Consider the following 14723-nt stretch of genomic DNA (forward strand, 5'->3'; position numbering starts at 1 on the left):
TGCCGTCTGCGGTGCCTGTTCCCGACCGACGGTTGGTCCTGCTACCAGCCGATCGGAGAGGTGTTGGCCGAGTACGGCGTGGAGTTCCACTGATCGGTGGAGCGGGCCGCCAGGACACCTGGCGGCCCGCTCGCCGCGTCGGCTACGGCCGCCAGATGGACCCGGTCGTCGTAGCGTGACCCCAGGTCAGTACGACTTCTCCTGGCCGAGGACGTGCTGGGCCACGAAATTCAGGATCATCTCCCGGGTGACCGGGGCGATCCGTCCGGCCCGGGAAGCTCCGAGCAGCGTCGCCACCCCGTACTCGGTGGTCATGCCGGCCCCGCCGTGGGCCTGGATCGCCGTGTCCACGGCCAGCGCCGCCGCGTCCCCGGAGGCGTACTTCGCCATGTTGCCGGCGACCCCCGCCTCCAGATCCCGCCCGGCGTCGTAGAGCACCGCCGCCTTCTGGACCATCAGCCGGGCCAGCTCCACCTGCACCGCCGCGTGGGCCATGGGATGCGATACCCCCTGGTGGGAGCCGATCGACCGCCCACCCCACACCTTCCGGGTCGCCGTGTACTCCGAGGCGCGTTCGAGCGCGTACCGGCCGGAGCCGACGCTCATCGCGCCGATCGTGATCCGCTCCGGGTTCAGTCCGGAGAAGAGCGCCGGCAGGCCGGCGTCCAGTGACTCGCCGACCAACGCCGCCGCCGGCACCCGTACGTCGTCGAGGTAGAGCAGGAACTGGTCCTCCGGCGAGAGGATCTCCATGTCCAGCTTGGAGAAGGTCAACCCCGCTGCGTCCGTCGGTACGAGGAACAGTGCCGGCTTCAGTTTGCCGGTCGTGGCGTCCTCGGTCCGCGCCACCACCAGCACGTGCCCCGCCTGGTCGACGCCGGAGATGTAGCACTTGCGGCCGGAGACCAACCAGTCGTCGCCGTCCCGGCGGGCTACCGTGCCAAGTCGGTGGAAGTTCGACCCGGCCTCCGGCTCGGTGATCGCGAAGGCGATCCGCTGGGAGCCGTCGGCGATGCCGGGCAGGTGGCGTTTGCGCTGCTCCTCGGTGCCGTGGCGGTTGATGATCGTCGCGACGATGGCGGGGGAGACCACCAGTAGCAGCAGCGGGCAACCGGAGGCGGCCAACTCCTCGCAGACGATCGCGAGTTCGGTGATGCCGCCGCCCCCGCCGCCGTACTCGGTGGGGATGTTCACGCCGAGGTAGCCCAACCCGCCGGCTTCGTTCCACAGTTCGGTGGTGCGTTCGCCGGCCTTGGCCTTCTCGACGAAGTACCGGTGGCCGTACTGCTTGCCCAGCGCCCGCACGGCGTCGCGGAGCTGCTCCTGCTCGGGGGTGGGGTCGAAGTTCATGACTGTGTCTCCTCGTCGGGGTTGACCACGGCCAGTACGGCGCCGGTCTCGACCTGGCCACCGGCGGACACCGGTAGCTCGGCGACGACGCCGTCGGTGGGGGCGAGCACGGGGTGTTCCAGCTTCATCGCTTCCAGGGTCAGCAGCAGGTCACCGGCGGCGACCCGCTGGCCGAGCTCGACCTGCACCCGGGTCACCGTGCCGGGCAGCGGCGCGAGCAGCGACCCGGCCGCCAACTCCGCGCCGGGTAGCGGGAAGCGGGGCAGCTCGGTCAGGCTCACCGCCCCGTCCGGGCCGTCCACGAAGACCTCCGCGCCCACCCGGTGTACGCGGTAGGTCCGGCGTACCCCGGCGACCTCCAGCAGCACCCGGTCCGGGTGCGCCTCGACCAGGGTGAGGGCCGGCGCTGCGGCTGGCTCGGGCGGGGACGCGTTCGGCCCGGGCGGCGATGCGTCCGGCCCGGGCGGCGATGCGTCCGGCCCGGGCGGGGCGGCGGTACCGGCGGCGGGCGGACCGCCGTGCACCGTCCACTCGACGAGCGCGCCGCGGCGGTCCAGGCGGTAGCGCACCTCGATCTCGTCGCCGTCCGCGCTCGCGTAGCGGGTGACCTGTGCGAAGGCGGGCACGTTGCGCCAACCCGAGGGGAGCCCGGCCAGCACCGGGGCGGCGGCCCGGCGGTCGGCGGCCGAGGCGAGCGCCGCCGCTACCGCGACCACGGGCAACTCCCCGGCGGAGACCAGCGGCGCGAGCACCTCGGGGTGCCGGTCCAGGAAGCCGGTGTCGATGTCGACGGCGGCGAAGTCCGGGCTGCGCAGGATGCGGACCAGCTGATCGCGGTTGGTGGCGACCCCGTGCAGCTCGGCCCGGGCCAGCGCGCCGGCCAGCGCGCGGGCCGCCTCGCCCCGGGTTGGTGCCCAGGCCATCACCTTCGCGAGCATCGAGTCGTAGTGGACGCCCACCACCGAGCCGTCCGTGACGCCGGAGTCCAGTCGCAGGCCGGCCCCGGTCAGCGGCCCGAACTCGGCCGACACGCCGGGGACCGCGAACCGGTGCAGGGTGCCCGTCGCTGGCCGGTACCCGTGCGCGGGCTCCTCGGCGCAGAGGCGTACCTCGATCGCGTGCCCGGTTGCCGGTGGGGTCGTGTCGATCGGCACCGGGTTGCCCTCGGCGACGAGTAGTTGCAGCCGGACCAGATCGAGGCCGGTGGTCAGCTCGGTCACCGGATGCTCCACCTGCAGGCGGGTGTTCATCTCCAGGAAGTAGATCTCCCCGTCCGAGGCGAGCAGGAATTCGACGGTGCCCGCACCGAGGTAGTCGACCGCCCGGCCGGCAGCCACCGCCGCCGCGTGGAGCCGCTGGCGTATCTCGGGCGCGAGTACGCCCGGCGCCTCCTCGACGATCTTCTGATGTCGGCGTTGGATCGAGCAGTCCCGCGCCCCCAGGGCCACCACCGTCCCGAACTGGTCGCCCAGGATCTGCACCTCGACGTGCCGGCCGCGTTCGACGTACCGCTCGGAGAAGACGGTGCCGTCGCCGAACGCGGAGGCCGCCTCGCGGCGGGCGCTGGCGATGGCATCGGCGAGACCATCGGCGGCGTGGACCACCCGCATGCCCCGCCCACCGCCTCCGGCGGCGGCCTTCACCAGCACCGGGAAGCCGTTGACCTGGTCGGCGTCGGTCCAGCTGGGCAGCATGGGGACACCGGCCTCGGCGAGCAGCGTCTTGGCCGCCAACTTGTCCCCCATCGCGGCGATCGCCTTGGCCGGTGGCCCGATCCAGGCCAGCCCCGCGTCGGTGACCGCCGTGGCGAACTCGGCGTTCTCGGCGAGGAAGCCGTAGCCCGGATGGACGGCGTCGGCGCCGGCGCGCCGGGCCGCGGCCAAAACGAGATCGATCCGCAGGTACGTCTCGGCGGGTGTGTTCCCGGGCAGCCGGACGGCGTGGTCGGCCTCGGCGACGAAGGGCGCCTCGGCGTCCGCGTCGGAGTGCACGGCGACCGTCTCGATCCCGAGTGCCCGGCAGGTGGTGAAGATCCGGCGGGCGATCTCGCCCCGGTTGGCGACCAGAAGTCTGCTGATCATCCGCGCTGCGTCTCCTTCGTTCGCGTCTACGGATCCGGCCTGACTGTGCTGTGTGGCTGTCACATTCGGAAGACACCGAAGCCGTCGGCGCCCCGCACCGGTGCGGTGTGGATCGCCGACAGGCAGAGCCCGAGGACGGTACGGGTGTCCCGTGGGTCGATCACGCCGTCGTCGTAGAGCCGGCCGGAGAGGAAGAGCGCCCCGGACTGGGACTCGATCTGCTGCTCGACCATCGTCCGCATGGCGGCGTCGGAATCCTCGTCGTACTCCCGGCCCCTCGCGGCGGCGGCCTGCCGGGCGACGATGGAGAGCACTCCGGCGAGCTGGGTCGGGCCCATCACCGCCGACTTCGCGTTCGGCCAGGTGAACAGGAACCTCGGCTCGTACGCCCGGCCGCACATGCCGTAGTTGCCGGCGCCGTAGGAGGCGCCGAGGTTCACCGTCAGGTGCGGCACCGTCGAGTTCGACACCGCGTTGATCATGAGGGCGCCGTGTTTGATGATGCCGCGCTGCTCGTACTCCGTGCCGACCATGTAGCCGGTGGTGTTCTGGAGGAAGATCAACGGGGTGTCGGCGGCGTTGGCGAGCTGGATGAACTGGGCCGCCTTCTGCGCCTCCGCGTTGAACAGCACCCCCCGGGCGTTGGCGAGCACCCCCACCGGGTAGCCGTGTAGCTCGCCCCAGCCGGTGACCAGCGCGGTGCCGTAGGTCGGCTTGAACTCGTCGAACTCGCTGCCGTCCAGCACCCGGGCGATGATCTCGCGTGGGTCGAACGGCACCTTCAGGTCGGCGCTGGCGATGCCGAGCAGCTCCTCCGGGTCGTATCGGGGCGGCCGGCGTGCGGCCGTACGGGGTGCGGGTCCCGCCTTGCGCCAGTTGAGCCGACGTACGCACTGCCGGGCCAGCCGGATGGCGTCGCGTTCGTCCTCGGCCAGGTAGTCGGCCAGCCCGGAGGTGGTGGCGTGCATGGCCGCGCCGCCCAGCGACTCGTCGTCGGCGTCCTCGCCGGTGGCCATCTTCACCAGCGGCGGACCGGCCAGGTAGACCTGCGACCGGTCCCGAATCATGATTACGTGATCGGACATTCCCGGCACGTATGCGCCGCCGGCCGTGGCGTTACCGAAGACCACAGCGACCGTGGGGATCCGCTCCGCCGAAAGCCGGGTCAGGTCACGGAACACCCGCCCACCCGGGATGAAGATCTCCGCCTGGGTGGGGAGGTCCGCCCCGGCCGACTCGACCAGGTTGATCATCGGCAGCCGGTTGGCCAGGGCGATCTCCCCGGCCCGCCGGCTCTTCGCCAGCGACCACGGGTTGACCGCGCCGCCGCGTACCGTCGGATCGCTGGCAATGATCATGCACTCGACGCCCTCGACCGGGCCGATACCGGTGACCACGCTGGCACCGACCGGGAAGTCCGTGCCGTACGCGGCGACCGGTGACAGCTCCAGGAACGGGGCGTCCGGGTCGAGCAGCAGCTCGACGCGCTCGCGGGCGAGCAACTTGCCGCGCTTGTGCTGTCGGGCGCGGTACTTCTCGCCGCCACCGTCGCGCGCCTGGTCCAGCGCGGAGTCCAGTTCGGTCAACCGAGCCAGCAGCGCCTCCCGGTTCTCCCGGAACGTCGCCGCAGCGGGATCGATCACGCTGTCGAGTGTGGTCACAGCCCCATGCCCTTCGCGATGATCTCGTTCATGATCTCGGTGGCGCCGCCGCCGATGCCGAGGATCCGCTGGTCGCGGTAGTGCCGCTCCACCTCGGAGTCGCGCAGGTAGCCGAAGCCGCCATGCAGCTGCAACGCCGCGTCGACCACCTCGGCGCAGGCGGCGACGGCGGTGTTCTTGGCCATCGCCACCTCGGTCATCACCATCTCCCCGGCGGCGACCCGGGCCGCCACGTCGAGCACGTGGGCGCGGGCCGACTCGGCGCGGGTGTGCATCTCGGCGAGCCGGTGCCGGACGAGCTGCCGGCTCGCCAGCGGGCGGCCGAAGGTCTCCCGGTCCCGGCACCAGCCCAGGGTCAGCTCCACGCAGCGCTGCGCCGTCGCGTACGCCTGGGTGGCCAGGGAGACCCGCTCGGCGGCGAAGTTCTGCATGATGGCGAGGAAGCCGGTGTTCTCCGCGCCGACCAGATTCGTCACCGGCACCCGGACATCGGCGAAGGAGAGCTCGGCGGTGTCCGAGCAGTGCCAGCCGAGCTTCTCCATCCGTCGGCCGACGGTGAAGCCCGGGGCACCCTTCTCGATCACCAGCAGGGAGACGCCCTCCGCGCCCGGCCCGCCGGTACGCACCGCGGTGGTCACGAAGTCGGCCCGGTGCCCGCTGGTGATGTACGCCTTGGCCCCGTTCACCAGGTAGTGGTCACCGTCCCGGCGGGCCGTCGTGCGCAGCCCGGCCACGTCCGATCCGCCCCCGGGCTCGGTGACCGCCAGTGCGCCGATCATCGCCCCGGCGAGGGTCGGTCGAACGTAGCGCGCGATCAGGTCGGTGCCGCCGTCCGACGCGGTCCCCGCGCCGCCGTGGTCGCTGGCGGCCACCAGATGCGGCAGGGCGATGCCGTGCGTGAAGAGCGCCGCCACCAGCCCGGAGGAGCCGCCCGACCGGATGATCTCCTCGGTGACGACGACCGAGTCCAGCAGGTCGCCACCGCTGCCGCCGACCTCCTCGGGGAAGCCGATGCCGAGCAGACCGACCTTGGCGGCGGTGGCGTGTAGCTCTCGGGGGACCTCGCCGGCCCGCTCCCAGTCATCGAAGTGTGGTAGCACCTCTTTGTCCATGAACGCCCGGGTCAGCTCACGGAGCTGCCGACGTTCCGGGGTGTCGAGGATCGTCATGATGCCCCCTCCGGGACCAACTCGGCCGGAATCTGAACCAGGCGGGAGCGGAGTAGCTCCCCCAGCGCCTTCGCCTGCGGATCGAAGCGGGTCGTGGCCGCCACCCCCGGCCCGAGCAGCCCCCGGATCATGAAGTTGACCGCCCGCAGGTTCGGTAGCTCGTACCGCTCGACGGTCAGCGGGGCGGTCTCCGGCAGCAACTCGGCGAGGCGCTCCACGGTCAGCCATCCCCGCAGCCACTCCCAGCTGGCGTCGGTTCGAGCCCAGACCCCCAGGTTGGCATCGCCCCCCTTGTCCCCCGACCGCGCTCCGACCAACACCCCAAGAGGTCGGCGTCGGTCCGGGTGCGTCGTGCCGACCGGGCTGGATATCGGCGACCCGGTCGGGTACGCCGTGCGGCCCGCGCCGGAAGCCGGTGCCCCGGTCGAGGACGGGGCTGGCTGCGTTCGCGGTGGCGGGGAGATCGGTACGCGGGTGCCGTCGGGCAGGACCGCCACGTGCTCGACGCCGTCCTGCGCAACCGTGTCGGCGGTGAAGACCCCGTACGGAGTCGCGTCGCCGGGCAGCGTGGTCAGGGTGCATCCCGGGTACGAGGCCAGCGCCAGCTCCACCGCCGCGGCGGAGAAGGCCCGACCGGCCCGCGCCTTGTCCCCGTCCCGTAGGTGGACGTGGAGCAGGGCGCTCGCCGCCTCGGTGTCCGCGGTGTCGGGGTGGTCGGTGCGGGCGAGGACGAACTCCAGCCCGTCCTTGCCGACTGTCTCCTCCAGCTGCCCGCGGACCAGGGCCGCCTTCGCCGGGATGTCCAGCCCGCAGAGCACGAAGGTCATCGAGTTGCGGAAGCCGCCGAGGTTGTTGACACCGACCTTGAGCGTCTCCGGTGGGGGTGTCCCCCGGACCCCGGACACCCGGACCCGGTCCGGCCCGTCCGGGGCGAGGCGTACCGAGTCCAGGTGGGTGACCACATCCGGCCCGAGGTAGGCCGGCGCGCCCACCTCGTACAGGAGTTGGGCGGTGACCGTCTCGACGGTGACCGCGCCCCCGGTGCCCGGATGCTTCGTGAGCACCGACGAGCCATCGGCGTGCAGCTCGGCGAGGGGGAAGCCGGGCCGGTGCCCACCGTCTGGCAGCTCGGTGAAGAAGCTGAAGTTGCCGCCGGTCACCTGGGCGCCGCATTCGAGTAGATGTCCGGCGACCGTCGCGCCGGCGAGGGCGTCCAGGTCGTCGCGGTCCCAGCCGAACCGGGCGATCGCCGGCCCGACCACCAGGGAGGCGTCGGTGACCCGCCCGGTGACCACCACGTCGGCGCCGGCGTCGAGTACGGCGGCGATACCGAACGCCCCGAGGTACGCGTTCGCGGTCAGCGCGTCCGGTCGGGGAAGGGAGTCGCCGTCGACGTACCCGACCCTGAGGTCGAGCCCGAGCCGGTGGGCGAGGGAGCGGACGGCGGTGGCCAGCCCGGCGGGGTTCAGCCCACCCGCGTTGGTGACGATCCGGACGCCGCGTTCCCGTGCGGTGCCGAGGGTTCCTTCGAGTTGGCGCAGGAACGTCCGCGCGTAGCCGAGGTCGGCGTCGCGCATCCGGTCCCGACCCAGGATGAGCAGGGTCAACTCGGCGAGGTAGTCCCCGGTGAGCACGTCCAGCTCGCCACCGTCGAGCATCTCCTGCCAGGCGGAGAAGCGGTCGCCGTAGAAGCCGGAGGCGTTGCCGACCCGCAGCTGGGTGTTAGTGCTGTCGGCGGCGCCGGGGCTGGTGCCGTCGCCGGTGCTCACGTCGTCGCCTGCGCTTTTGGTGCCCGACCAGCGCCAGGCGGGCCGGCGAAGGCCTGGGCCACGTCCAGCCAGGCCTCGGCGACCGGCCCGGTGGCGGTGAGGGCGAGATCGGCGCGGTGTCGGCGTTGGGTCACCAGTAGGCAGAAGTCCAGTGCCGGTCCGGTCACCCGGTCGGGGGCGTCCGCGGGACCGTGGGCCCAGGTCGCGCCGGCGGTGTCGGCGCTGGTCGGCGGTGCGGTCAGTTCGATTCGGACCGGTGTGGTCGGCAGCGGACGACCGTGTGCGGCGAAGGAGTGCGGCAGCGTCCGGAAGCCGAGATGCGCGATGTGCCGCAGCCGCGCTGTGGCCGGCCGAGTGGCCCCGAGCGCATCGGCCACATCCGTGCCGTGTGCCCAGGTTTCCATGATCCGCGCGGTGGCCATCGACGCGGGGGACATCCTGGTGCCGTACCAGGGGAGCTTCTCGCCGGCCGGGGTGGCCGCGAGGGCGGCGGCGAGCGCCGCCCGGCCCGAGCGCCAGCGGGGCAGCAGCTCGGCCGGTGGGGCGAGGAACTCCTCCGCTCCCGCGTCCACCAGCCGGGCCGGGTCGGCTGCGGTGGTGACGGAGGCGTAGAACGCGTCGGCGTCCGTCGCGGCGAGCTGCGCGGCGTGATCGGTCCAGGCCAGGTGCGCGATCTGGTGGCCGATCGTCCAGCCGGGCGCGGGCGTGGCGCGGGCCCACTCGGCGGTCGAGAGCGGTGCCACGAGCGCGTCCAGTTCGGCTGACTCGGCGGCGAGATCGGTCAGCAGGTCCGTCAGGTTGACCATGGTGCCTCCGGGGGAGTCGGCGGTGGTGCGGGACGGGTCAGGGGGTGAGGAGCTCGGTGAGTTGGCGTTTCCAGGCGGTGAGCAGTGCGGTGCGCCGGGCGGAGTCGTCGTTGAGCAGGTTCGCCACGCCGAGGCCGCGGAGCAGGTCGAGGGTGGCCTGCACCGCCTCCCGTACACCGGGTTGGCGCTCGTCAACCTCGAGCAGGGCGACGGTCAGTCGGTGCATCTCCCGGCCGAGTCGGGCCTCCAACGGCACCAGCGCAGTCCGTAGCTCGTGGTCGGTGCGGGCGGCGACCCACAGCTCCAGGGCGGCGATGAAGAGCGGCCCGGTGAAGGCCGCGGCGAGTAGGTCCACCACCCGGTCCAACCGCTGTGGGCCGGCGGGCAGGGCCTTCGCCTCGACACGCAACTCCTCCGCGCGCCGCTCGGCGAGGTGTGCGACCGCGGCGGTGACCAGGGCTGCCTTGGTGGGGTAGTGGTGTAGCTGGGCGCCCCGGGACACCCCGGCCCGGTTCGCTATGACGGTCGTCGTGGTGCCGGACCAGCCATGCTCGACCAGGCACGCCACGGTGGCCTCAAGCAGTCGGGCCTGAGTGGCGCGGCTGCGTTCCTGCTGGGGGACGCGGGTCGATGTGCCGGACACGGCCTCAGCGTGCCGCCCCCAAAACAAACAGTCAAGCCTGACTTTTTTTGGGCGAGCAAAACGGCGGCCGGTTCGCCGGCCGCCGTTGCAGCGGTGAACACCATCCCCCGTGGATTCCGGATCGACGGGTGGGTGGGAGCGATCAGACGCGGGCGCGGCGAGCCAGGCGCTCCGGGTCGAGGATGATGATGCTCTTGCCGTCCAGGCGCAGCCAGCCCCGTGAGGCGAAGTCGGCGAGAGCCTTGTTGACCGTCTCCCGGGAGGCGCCGACGAGCTGGGCGATCTCCTCCTGGGTCAGGTCGTGGGTCACCCGCAGCACCCCACCGTCCCGGGTGCCGAAGCGCCCCGCCAGCTGGAGCAGGTTCTTCGCGACCCGACCGGGCACGTCGGTGAAGATCAGGTCGGCCAGCGAGTCGTTGGTCCGGCGCAGCCGACGGGCGAGCACCCGCAGCAACTGCTCAGCGATCTCCGGCCGGTTGTTCAGCCAGGGGCGCAGCGCCTGCTTACGGAGCCGCACCAGGCGGGTGTCGGTCACCGCCGTCGCCGTCGCCGTCCGGGGCCCCGGGTCAAAGAGCGACAGCTCGCCGACCATGTCCGAAGGGCCCATGACCGCGATCAGGTTCTGGCGCCCGTCGGCCGCCCGGCGCCCGACCTTGATCTTGCCGGAGAGGAGGATGTACAGACTGTCACCGGGCTCGCCCTCGTTGAAGACGACATCGCCCTTGCGGACCTCGATCGTCTCCATCTCCTTGGCCAACGCCTCGGCAGCCTCCGGGTCGACCCCCTGGAAGATCCCACTCCGGGCCAGTACCTCGTCCATCGCGCACCTCCGCCTGCGCGTGCCGTCCGTCGGCGGGTCCGCCGTCCGCTCTCCCTCGCGCTCGGTCAGTCTAGGCGCACGTGCGCGGATATTCCGAGGTGCACCCCGGGAAACGTGAGCGTTGAGCGTAACCTGCCGGCCGTCGTTGACGTTACGTTACCGCGCCGCAGCAGGTGAGATGTGCCGGGTGCAGGATCGCGCCGTAGGGTCGCCCCGTGCTGAACGAACCGTCACTGTGTACCCGTCGCGAGGACGGGCGGAACCTTCCGGTGCTGGTCTGGCGAGCTGAGCGGCCGTTACTCAGCGCGAGTTCAGCGGCGCTCGGCGGCGGGTTGGGCGTACGGAGTTGGGTGATCAACGCGACCGTCCCGATGTCGTACGACCGGGACGACCCCATCGAACACCTGGCCGAACTGGCCGCGGGGTTCGGCCTCGACAGTTCTGGAGTGGGGCTGCTGACCGGGGTGGACGTCGCGGAGGTGGTGGCCCGAACCGACACCGGGGTACGGGTCTGGGCGACCGTCGGGCTCGGTGTTCCGATCTGGGCCGCCGCCCCACCCGAGTGCGCCCCGGCCGTGCCTGCCTCGGCCGTGCCTGCCTCGGCCGTGCCTGCCCCGGCCGTGCCCGGCGCGGACGGTCATCCGGTCGGCACCGTCAACATCGTGGTGTACGTGCCGGCCCGGCTCGGTCCCGCCGCCCTGATCAACGCCGTGGCGACCGCTACGGAGGCGAAGGCGCAGGCCATCGCTGAACTGGGCGTGCCCGGTACCGGCACCCCGACCGACGCGGTCGCCGTCTGCTGCCCGACCGAGGGGCCCGAGGCGCCGTACGGTGGCCCCCGCTCCACCTGGGGCGCACCGCTGGCCCGGGCGGTGCACCGGGCGGTCCTGGCCGGTGGCGCCCGCCCGGTGCGGCCGTGGTCGCAGCGGTCAGCCGGTTGAGTGACCCCACCAGGAACCCGATCAGGTGTTGACGCTGAGCAGTGGCCGAATCGGCCTCGTCGGCAGGGCGCGGGCCCGGTAGTGTCTCGGGCGATGCGCGCCCACCCCAAAACATTCACATTCGCGACCCGACGTCGGCTTTGGTCGGCCGGCGCGTTGCTCGCCGTGCTGGTTGTCGCCGGTTGCGGCGCGGTCGACTCCGATGCGGTCAGGTCCGGCGGGGTCTGGCAGTCCGGCCCCGACGACGGTGCCCCCTCCGCCTCCCCGACCGAGGCAGCGGTGGTCTCCCTCAGCGCCACCGGCGACATTCTCCTGGGTAACGCCCCGGACCGGCTGCCCCCCAACGATGGCGAGGGTTTCTTCGACGAGGTGCGCCCGGAGCTCGATGCCGACCTGGTGATGGGCAACCTGGAGGAGCCGCTCACCGTCGACACCGGGACCGGCAAGTGCGGCGACTCCACCAACTGCTACCAGTTCCGGGCCCCACCGGAGTACGCGGCGCACCTGCGCGATGGCGGGTTCGACCTGCTCAACCTGGCCAACAACCACGGGAACGACTTCGGCCCGAAGGGCCTGGAGAACACCCGGCAGGCACTTGAACAGTACGAACTCGCGCACACCGGAGCACCCGATCAGATCACCCTCATCGACGTACGCGGCGTCCAGGTGGCGGTGGCGGGCTTCTCGTCGTACGCGTGGTCGAACCCGCTGACCGACATCCCGGCGGCGGAACAGGTCGTCACCAAGGCCGCCGCGCAGGCGGATCTGGTGGTGGTGCAGGTACACATGGGCGCGGAGGGGGCCGACAAGACCCAGGTCAAACCGGGCACCGAGCAGTACCTGGGGGAGAACCGGGGCGACCCGGTCCGGTTCGCCAGGGCCATGATTGACGCCGGCGCGGATCTGATCGTCGGGCACGGCCCGCACGTCCTGCGCGGCATGGAGTTCTACCAGGGTCGGCTGATCGCGTACAGCCTGGGCAACTTCGCCGGCGGCGGCAACACGTTCAACCGCAGCGGCAAGCTCGGCTGGGGCGGCGTGCTCAAGGTTTCGCTGCAGCCCGACGGCACCTGGGCCGGTGGGTCGTTCGCCTCGACCTACCTGAGCGAGTCGGGGCTGCCGGCAACGGACCCAGATAACCGGGGGTTGGGGCTGGTGCGCGAGCTCAGTGCCGCGGACTTCCCGGAGACCGGTGCGGTCTTCGATCACCTGGGACAGGTCAGCCCGCCGTAGCCGGGTTGGGGGTCGGCGGTCGGCTCCATCGCGCGGGTACGAATGGGGACCGCCGGCCGGCGACGTAGGCTGGCCGGCGTGACCATCAGCCTCAGGGAGACCGACCTCGGTCGGACCCGCCGCGCCCGGCGGATCGGGCGGGTGCTGGCCGACACCCACCCGGACGCGCACTGCGAACTCGACCACTCCAACCCGCTGGAGTTGGCGGTCGCGACGATCCTCTCCGCCCAGTGCACGGACAAGCGGGTCAACGAGGTCACCCCGAAGTTGTTCGCCCGCTACCCGCAGGCGGCCGACTACGCCGGCGCCGACCGGGCCGAGTTGGAGGAGCTGATCCGCTCCACCGGCTTCTACCGCAACAAGGCCGATTCCCTGATCCGGTTGGGCCAGGGGCTGGTCGAACGACACGACGGTCAGGTTCCCGGGAAGCTGACCGACCTGGTGTCCCTGGCCGGTATCGGCCGTAAGACGGCGAACGTCATTCTCGGCAACGCCTTCAACGTGCCGGGAATCACCGTCGACACGCACTTCAACCGACTCGTACGGCGGTGGGGGCTGACCACCGAGACCGACCCGGTCAAGATCGAGCACGCGATCGGGGCGCTCTATCCGAAGCGCGACTGGACGATGCTGTCGCACCGGATCATTTTCCACGGGCGCCGGGTCTGCCTGGCCCGAAAGCCGGCGTGCGGCGCCTGCACCCTGACGAAGCTCTGCCCGTCGTACGGGATCGGGCCGACCGATCCGGCGGTGACCGCGCGGCTGCTCAAGGGCCCCCGGGCCCGAGAACTCGCGGTGGCCGCCGGCGTTGATCCGGAGCTGGTGCCGGCCCAGGACGGGGCGGTGGAGGCGCCGTGAGGAAGCGGCTCGTCGCCCTGCTCGTCCCGGCGTTGCTGGCGGTGGCCGGCTGCACCGACGCCGGGCCGGAGAACGCCCCCCGCACCCGGGACGAGGCGGCGCAGAGCCGGCCGTCCCCGTTCGCGGACTGCTCCGGTCTGACCACCGACCGGCCCAGCGCCCCGCCGGCCACCCCGACCGCCGCCGGCACGGCCTCCGCCACCCCGGCCGCCGCCGGCACGCCCCTGCCGGAGCTGACGCTGGCCTGCTTCACCGGTGGCGCCCCGGTCGATCTGCACCAGATCAGGGGCCCAGCCGTGATCAACCTCTGGGCCTCGTGGTGTGCCCCCTGCCGAGCCGAGCTGCCGGCGTTCCAGCGGCTCAGTGAGCGGGCCGAAGGGCAGCTTACGGTCGTCGGGGTGAACATGCGGGACACCCGCAGCGGCGCCCAGTCGATCGGCGAGGACTTCGGGGTCCGCTTCCCCAGCCTGATCGACCAGGGCGAGGCGCTGCAGCGGTCGTTGGGGCGCAAAGCCATTCCGATGACCGTCCTCGTTGATGCGAACAGCCGGATCCGGCACGTCGATGTCTCCGGGGCGCTCGACGACGCCCGCCTAGCCGAGCTGGTCCGGGTACACCTGGGCGTGGCGGTGCCGGAATGAGCCGCCCGCCGCTCGCCCGCTGCCGGAGTACGGCGGTGGTGGGATGAGTCAGCCGCCATCCTGGCTCGACCCGCTGCTGACCCGGTTGGGCAGCGCCCGGACGGAGGACTTCACCCGGCTGGCCACCCCGAGCAGCGGTGGGCGGGAGAGCGCCGTGCTGGTGCTGCTCGGCGAGGACCCCGGCGCCGGGCCGGACGTGCTGGTCCTTCAGCGAGCCGCCACCCTGCGCAACCACGCGGGGCAGCCCGCCTTTCCCGGTGGTGCCGCCGACCCGGAGGACGCGGACGCCTCCGCGACCGCGCTCCGCGAGGCGAACGAGGAGGTTGATCTCGATCCGAGAACCGTCACCGTCCTCGCCGAACTGCCGAAGTTGTGGATTCCGGTCAGCGACTTCGTGGTGACCCCGGTGCTGGGCTGGTGGCACGCCCCCCACCCGGTGCACCCCCGGGAGCCGGCCGAGGTGGCGCACGTGGCCCGGATGCCGATCACCGAACTGGTTGACCCGGAGAATCGGCTGCGCGTACGCCACCCGAGCGGCTGGATCGGCCCGGCCTTCTCCGCCCGCGGCATGCTGGTGTGGGGCTTCACCGCAGCGGTGCTCTCCACCCTGCTCGACATGGGGGGCTGGGCCCGCCCATGGCGCCGGGAGCGGGTGCTGGACCTTCCCCCGGTGGCCGCCGACCCGGCGCCCTCCGCCGGGACTGATGAGGCGGACGAGAGCGCTCTGCGCTGACTCCCGTGACCTTGCGTA

Annotated in this window: 13 protein-coding genes; 5 read left to right on the forward strand and 8 right to left on the reverse strand. The window is 72.2% G+C overall.

Translation table 11 applies throughout. The features are described from left to right. Positions 1–186: 186 nt before the first annotated feature. The 8 genes from SALPAC3_RS0115890 to SALPAC3_RS0115925 all read right to left on the reverse strand — a co-directional run bounded on the left by SALPAC3_RS0115890 (position 187) and on the right by SALPAC3_RS0115925 (position 10299). On the reverse strand, positions 187–1350 hold the full coding sequence (locus SALPAC3_RS0115890; protein ID WP_018222198.1) for an acyl-CoA dehydrogenase family protein: 1164 nt from the start codon (positions 1348–1350) through the stop codon (positions 187–189). After that, positions 1347–3431 (reverse strand): acetyl/propionyl/methylcrotonyl-CoA carboxylase subunit alpha, encoded by a 2085-nt coding sequence (locus SALPAC3_RS0115895; RefSeq protein WP_018222199.1) that lies wholly within the window; start codon positions 3429–3431, stop codon positions 1347–1349. Before SALPAC3_RS0115895 ends, SALPAC3_RS0115890 begins: the two co-directional genes overlap by 4 nt. Before the next feature lie 59 nt (positions 3432–3490). Next, positions 3491–5092 carry an acyl-CoA carboxylase subunit beta gene (locus tag SALPAC3_RS0115900; protein ID WP_018222200.1) on the reverse strand — a complete coding sequence of 534 codons (1602 nt, stop codon included), beginning with the start codon at positions 5090–5092 and terminating at the stop codon, positions 3491–3493. Next, the gene (locus SALPAC3_RS0115905; RefSeq protein ID WP_018222201.1) at positions 5089–6261 is read right to left on the reverse strand and encodes an acyl-CoA dehydrogenase family protein; all 1173 of its coding nucleotides are present in this window, start codon (positions 6259–6261) and stop codon (positions 5089–5091) included. Before SALPAC3_RS0115905 ends, SALPAC3_RS0115900 begins: the two co-directional genes overlap by 4 nt. Continuing rightward, on the reverse strand, positions 6258–8030 hold the full coding sequence (locus SALPAC3_RS0115910) for an acyclic terpene utilization AtuA family protein (protein WP_018222202.1): 1773 nt from the start codon (positions 8028–8030) through the stop codon (positions 6258–6260). The genes SALPAC3_RS0115905 and SALPAC3_RS0115910 overlap by 4 nt, the downstream gene beginning before the upstream one ends. After that, positions 8027–8836: a TIGR03084 family metal-binding protein gene (locus SALPAC3_RS0115915; protein ID WP_018222203.1), complete on the reverse strand. Its 810-nt coding sequence runs from the start codon at positions 8834–8836 to the stop codon at positions 8027–8029. The genes SALPAC3_RS0115910 and SALPAC3_RS0115915 overlap by 4 nt, the downstream gene beginning before the upstream one ends. A 37-nt stretch (positions 8837–8873) precedes the next feature. Beyond that, a complete protein-coding gene (locus SALPAC3_RS0115920; RefSeq protein ID WP_018222204.1) occupies positions 8874–9479 on the reverse strand; it encodes a TetR/AcrR family transcriptional regulator in 606 nt (201 codons plus the stop codon). A gap of 142 nt (positions 9480–9621) precedes the next feature. Then, positions 9622–10299, reverse strand: coding sequence for a Crp/Fnr family transcriptional regulator (locus tag SALPAC3_RS0115925; RefSeq protein ID WP_018222205.1), 678 nt, complete (start codon positions 10297–10299; stop codon positions 9622–9624). Between the two features lie 215 nt (positions 10300–10514). Here SALPAC3_RS0115925 and SALPAC3_RS0115930 point away from each other — a divergent pair, with 215 nt between their 5' ends. The 5 genes from SALPAC3_RS0115930 (at position 10515) to SALPAC3_RS0115950 (ending at position 14705) form a co-directional block, all read left to right on the forward strand. After that, positions 10515–11240 carry an adenosylcobinamide amidohydrolase gene (locus SALPAC3_RS0115930; protein WP_018222206.1) on the forward strand — a complete coding sequence of 242 codons (726 nt, stop codon included), beginning with the start codon at positions 10515–10517 and terminating at the stop codon, positions 11238–11240. Between the two features lie 93 nt (positions 11241–11333). Beyond that, complete coding sequence (locus SALPAC3_RS0115935) at positions 11334–12473, forward strand: CapA family protein (RefSeq protein ID WP_026185628.1); 1140 nt, start codon at positions 11334–11336, stop codon at positions 12471–12473. A 42-nt stretch (positions 12474–12515) separates the two neighbouring features. After that, positions 12516–13331, forward strand: a complete 816-nt coding sequence (gene nth / locus SALPAC3_RS0115940) for an endonuclease III (protein ID WP_018222208.1) — start codon at positions 12516–12518, stop codon at positions 13329–13331. Next, complete coding sequence (locus tag SALPAC3_RS0115945; RefSeq protein WP_018222209.1) at positions 13328–13972, forward strand: TlpA family protein disulfide reductase; 645 nt, start codon at positions 13328–13330, stop codon at positions 13970–13972. The genes nth and SALPAC3_RS0115945 overlap by 4 nt, the downstream gene beginning before the upstream one ends. 43 nt (positions 13973–14015) lie before the next feature. Next, the gene (locus tag SALPAC3_RS0115950; RefSeq protein ID WP_018222210.1) at positions 14016–14705 is read left to right on the forward strand and encodes an NUDIX hydrolase; all 690 of its coding nucleotides are present in this window, start codon (positions 14016–14018) and stop codon (positions 14703–14705) included. The last annotated feature ends 18 nt before the right edge of the window (positions 14706–14723 follow it).

Origin of the sequence: Salinispora pacifica DSM 45544, from assembly GCF_000378845.1 — a bacterium.
GTDB classification, from domain to species: Bacteria; Actinomycetota; Actinomycetes; order Mycobacteriales; family Micromonosporaceae; genus Micromonospora; species Micromonospora pacifica.

Bases quoted from the DNA above. Each gene is read 5' to 3' on its own strand.
- SALPAC3_RS0115925 (WP_018222205.1), bottom strand. From the start codon at position 10,299: ATGGACGAGGTACTGGCCCGGAGTGGGATCTTCCAGGGGGTCGACCCG.
- SALPAC3_RS0115905 (WP_018222201.1), bottom strand. From the start codon at position 6,261: ATGACGATCCTCGACACCCCGGAACGTCGGCAGCTCCGTGAGCTGACC.
- SALPAC3_RS0115890 (WP_018222198.1), bottom strand. From the start codon at position 1,350: ATGAACTTCGACCCCACCCCCGAGCAGGAGCAGCTCCGCGACGCCGTG.
- SALPAC3_RS0115915 (WP_018222203.1), bottom strand. From the start codon at position 8,836: ATGGTCAACCTGACGGACCTGCTGACCGATCTCGCCGCCGAGTCAGCC.
- SALPAC3_RS0115935 (WP_026185628.1), top strand. From the start codon at position 11,334: ATGCGCGCCCACCCCAAAACATTCACATTCGCGACCCGACGTCGGCTT.
- nth (WP_018222208.1), top strand. From the start codon at position 12,516: ATGGGGACCGCCGGCCGGCGACGTAGGCTGGCCGGCGTGACCATCAGC.
- SALPAC3_RS0115950 (WP_018222210.1), top strand. From the start codon at position 14,016: ATGAGTCAGCCGCCATCCTGGCTCGACCCGCTGCTGACCCGGTTGGGC.
- SALPAC3_RS0115895 (WP_018222199.1), bottom strand. From the start codon at position 3,431: ATGATCAGCAGACTTCTGGTCGCCAACCGGGGCGAGATCGCCCGCCGG.